Annotated in this window: 6 protein-coding genes; 1 reads left to right on the forward strand and 5 read right to left on the reverse strand. The window is 68.7% G+C overall.

Annotated features, from left to right (window positions below):
- Both RMP09_RS24110 and grpE read right to left on the reverse strand, forming a co-directional pair.
- The coding region (locus tag RMP09_RS24110; protein WP_409559752.1) for an Hsp70 family protein at nucleotides 1-97 on the reverse strand (97 nt) is incomplete at its 3' end.
- A 123-nt stretch (nucleotides 98-220) separates the two neighbouring features.
- Entirely contained in the window at nucleotides 221-781 is a 561-nt protein-coding gene (grpE, locus tag RMP09_RS17895) for a nucleotide exchange factor GrpE (RefSeq protein ID WP_310567329.1), read from the reverse strand.
- A 140-nt stretch (nucleotides 782-921) separates the two neighbouring features.
- Between grpE and RMP09_RS17900 the strand changes: the two genes are divergently transcribed.
- Nucleotides 922-1,776, forward strand: a complete 855-nt coding sequence (locus RMP09_RS17900; protein WP_310567330.1) for a fumarylacetoacetate hydrolase family protein — start codon at nucleotides 922-924, stop codon at nucleotides 1,774-1,776.
- Between the two features lie 92 nt (nucleotides 1,777-1,868).
- Here the strand turns inward: RMP09_RS17900 and RMP09_RS17905 are convergent, their stop codons facing one another.
- The 3 genes from RMP09_RS17905 to RMP09_RS17915 form a co-directional block, all read right to left on the reverse strand.
- The gene (locus RMP09_RS17905; protein ID WP_310567331.1) at nucleotides 1,869-2,210 is read right to left on the reverse strand and encodes a winged helix-turn-helix transcriptional regulator; all 342 of its coding nucleotides are present in this window, start codon (nucleotides 2,208-2,210) and stop codon (nucleotides 1,869-1,871) included.
- Nucleotides 2,211-2,464: 254 nt separating this feature from the next.
- Nucleotides 2,465-2,995: a MarR family transcriptional regulator gene (locus tag RMP09_RS17910; RefSeq protein WP_310567332.1), complete on the reverse strand. Its 531-nt coding sequence runs from the start codon at nucleotides 2,993-2,995 to the stop codon at nucleotides 2,465-2,467.
- A 56-nt stretch (nucleotides 2,996-3,051) separates the two neighbouring features.
- On the reverse strand, nucleotides 3,052-3,587 hold a 536-nt coding region (locus tag RMP09_RS17915; RefSeq protein ID WP_310567333.1), incomplete at its 5' end, for an acyl-CoA dehydrogenase family protein.

A 3,587-nucleotide genomic window follows, 5' to 3' on the forward strand; every position in this document is an offset into this window, starting at 1 on the left:
CACCTTCCGAGTTCTCGATCACCTTGGTGGTGTTGCCTTCCATGATGGACACGCAGCTGTTGGTGGTGCCCAGGTCGATGCCGATGATTTTTCCCATGTTCTCTGCTCCGGTTCTTGAAAAAGTGATTGTTGAAAACGGTGTGGATGCGGTGTGCATCCCTTGTGGAAGATGTGTGGATAACTTGGCCGCTTTTCAAGAGCGGCGCCGCACAAATCCGGCTTATTTGGGGGCCGCGACGGTCACCAGGGCCGGACGCAGCACGCGCTCGGCGATCAGGTAACCCTTTTGCAGCACGGCGACCACGGTGTTGGCGGGCTGCTCGGCCGGCACCATGCTGATGGCCTGGTGCTGGGCCGGGTCGAATTTCTCGCCCGCGGCCGGGGCGATGGCCACCACCTTGTTGCGGCCCAGGGCGCTCTGCAGCTGCTTGAGCGTGGCCTCCGCGCCTTCGCGGATCTGCTGCACGCTGGCTTCCTGGATGCTCAGACCGGCTTCCAGGCTGTCGAGCACCGGCAGCAGGCTGTCGGCAAAACCTTCGACGGCGAACTTGCGCGCCTTGGCCATTTCGTCTTCGGCGCGGCGCTGGGTGTTCTGGGCTTCGGCCTTGGCGCGCAGGAACTGCTCGGCCAGGTCGGCGTTCTGGGCCTTGAGTTCGGCGACTTCGTTGGTCAGGGCGGCCAGCGCATCGACCTCGGCCACGGCAGCGGCGGCCAGGGCTTCTTCGGGGCTGGCGGGCGCGACGTTCTCGGGGCTTTCAACGGGGTGTTGTGGTTGGCTCATGGCGAATAAAGTTCAAGAAAATCAAAGACAAAGCATGCCGTGCGCGTCAATTGGGGGCGCCGGGGCCAAGTTCAAGAGGGGGTGACAGCGAAAAACCACCGGGCGGGTGAGAATCGGGGCTTTTTGCACAGGCACACCCCATGAAACTGTTCCGCCACGGCCCGCTGGGCGCTGAAAAACCCGGTCTGATCGACGCCAGCGGTGCGCTGCGCGACCTCTCGGGCGTGGTGCCGGACATTGCCGGCGCCGTGCTGGGGCGTGATTCTATGTCCCGCCTGCGCGCGCTCGACCCGGCCAGCCTGCCGCTGGTGCCCGCCGGCAGCCGCATCGGTGCCTGCGTGGGTGCGGTGGGCAACGTGGTCTGCATCGGCCTGAACTACTCGGACCACGCGGCCGAGGCCGGCATGAAAGCGCCCGGCCAGCCCATCGTCTTCAACAAACACAACGGCGCCATCAGCGGGCCCAACGACGACGTGTGGCTGGCGCCCGGTTCGCAGAAGCTGGACTGGGAGGTGGAGCTGGGCATCGTGATCGGTGAGCGGGCGTTCCATGTGAGCGAGGCGGAGGCGCTGGAGCACGTGGCCGGCTTTTGCCTGGTCAACGACGTGTCCGAGCGCACCTACCAGATCGAATATGAGGGCCAGTGGACCAAGGGCAAGAGCTATCCGACGCACTGCCCCATCGGCCCCTGGCTGGTGACGCCCGACGAGCTGGGCGACCCGCAGGCCGTGGACCTGTGGCTGGAGGTCAACGGCCAGCGCCGCCAGACCGGCAACACCCAGACCATGATCTTCGGCGTGGCGCAGATCGTGAGTTATCTCAGCCGCTTCATGGCGCTGCAGCCGGGCGACGTGATCCCGACCGGCACGCCGCCGGGCGTGGGCATGGGGCAGAAACCGCCGGTGTTTTTGAAGGCCGGCGACGTGATCGCCCTGGGCGGGCGCGGTCTGGGTGAGCAGCGGCAGGGGGTTATTGAAGCCCCCCTGCGCCGCTGACGCGTCTTCCCCCGGTGGGGGACCACACCAGTGGCCCGGCAAAGCCGGTTCCACGGTGAGCGCTGGAAGGGAGCGCTGTGTCCGGCTGGGCGTCAGGCGTGAGCCGAGGTCCCGTTGGCCTGCGCCGCCGCGGCCCGGGCCTGCTGGCTGGACCATTTGCTGGCGAACAGCTGCACGTCGTGCATGCGGCGGGCCAGGTCGGCGCCGGCGGTGGTGAGGCGGTAGCCGTCGCCGGTGTGGTCCACCAGGCGCGCGGCGCGCAGCTCCTTGAGGCGGGTGTTGAGCGTGTTGGGGGTGACACCGCCCACGCTGTCCTGCAACAGCCGGAAGGTCTGGGGGTGGCCGTCGCTCAATGCCCAGATCACGCGCAAGGCGTAGCGCGATTCGAGCAGGTCGAACAGCTGGATCACTGCCGCGTTGTCTTTGGCGCCCATGCTGGTGGTCTCCGGTGTGGCCTTCGTGGCGGGGCCTGCGGACCACTATACGGGGACTGCTAGCCATTCGCTAGCTGGGAAGCCCCGCACCGCGGGTTTCCGCGGGTCGGGATTTACCCCGATAGTTGGGCCCCCACGCTCCGCTGCTTCGCGGGTCGCTGCCCCCCCGAGGGGGCTGGGCCTGCCTTGGGGCGGCCCGGCGGCTGGCCCGTCGCCCCCCCACGCTCCGCCGCAGGCGTGGGGCGCGGCGCCCTTCAGCGCGTGTACACCTTGCGCAGCAGCGATTTGAGGGTGTCGAGCTCGGCGGCGCTGAGGCGGCTGGCCACGTCGCTTTCGAGCTGGGTGGCCGTGGCCTGGGCACTCTTTTGCAGTTTCCGGCCCGCCGGGGAGAGGTGCAGGCCCTGGGCGCGGCGGTCGGTGGGGTGGGCGCGGCGTTCGATCAGGCCACGCTTGTCCAGGCTCTTGACCATGCCCACCAGGTTGGGGGGCAGGATGTCCAGCGCCGCGCAGATCTGGCGCGAGGTGATGCCGGGGTTGTGCGCGATCAGCGTGAGCACCGAAAAGTCCACCGGCCGCAGTCCGAACGGCGCCATGCGCTGCAGGAACACGCCGATGACGGCCAGCGCCGCGCGCCGCGCGTTGTAGCCCAGCAGGCTTTCCAGGTAGCTGGCGTCGATGCCGTTGTCGCTCTCGGCGGGGCTGTCCGGCGGCACGGCCGTGGTCGCCGCGGTCTTGCGGGGCGCGCGCGGACGGCGCAAGGTGTTGGCAACGGTCGTTTCAGGCATGGTTGCGAAGCATAACGGGTGAGCCGTGCGCCGCTGAGGGGTTCATTCTGCCGGCATCAGGTCCGGGCCAGGCTGTCTTCCATCATCGCCACGCGCATGCCGAATTCGGGCCAGACCCAGCGCCAGAAGCCGGTCTGCGCGGTCTGCCAGCGGGCCGTGTCTGTCCCCGGCGTGGCGCCGATGCGCGCCCAGGCCCAGGCCATCAGCAGCATCGCCACGGCGCGCAGGAAGTCGTCGGCCAGCCAGTGCGGCAGGTCGGCCGGCGCGTCTTGCGATGTGGCACGCGGCAGCAGGCGCTCGCGCAGGAAGGTGGCGAAGCCGTCGAGCTGCGCTTTCACGCGCCGGGCCTGTTCGTCGTCACCCAGCTCCGCGCCGATGTCGGCCAGCAGCTGCAGCAGCGCCGCGCCGCCGTCGGGCAGGGTCTTGCGCAGCAGCAGGTCGATCGCCTGGATCTCGTTCGTGCCCTCGTAGATCATGGCCACGCGCGCGTCGCGCACGATCTGCTCGATGCCCCATTCGCGCACGAAGCCGTGGCCGCCGAAGACCTGCAGGCAGGCGCTGGCGCCGTGGAAGGCCTGGTCGGTCCAGGCGG

The sequence above is a fragment of the Hydrogenophaga sp. genome, from assembly GCF_031426985.1.
Taxonomy (GTDB): domain Bacteria; phylum Pseudomonadota; class Gammaproteobacteria; order Burkholderiales; family Burkholderiaceae_C; genus Hydrogenophaga.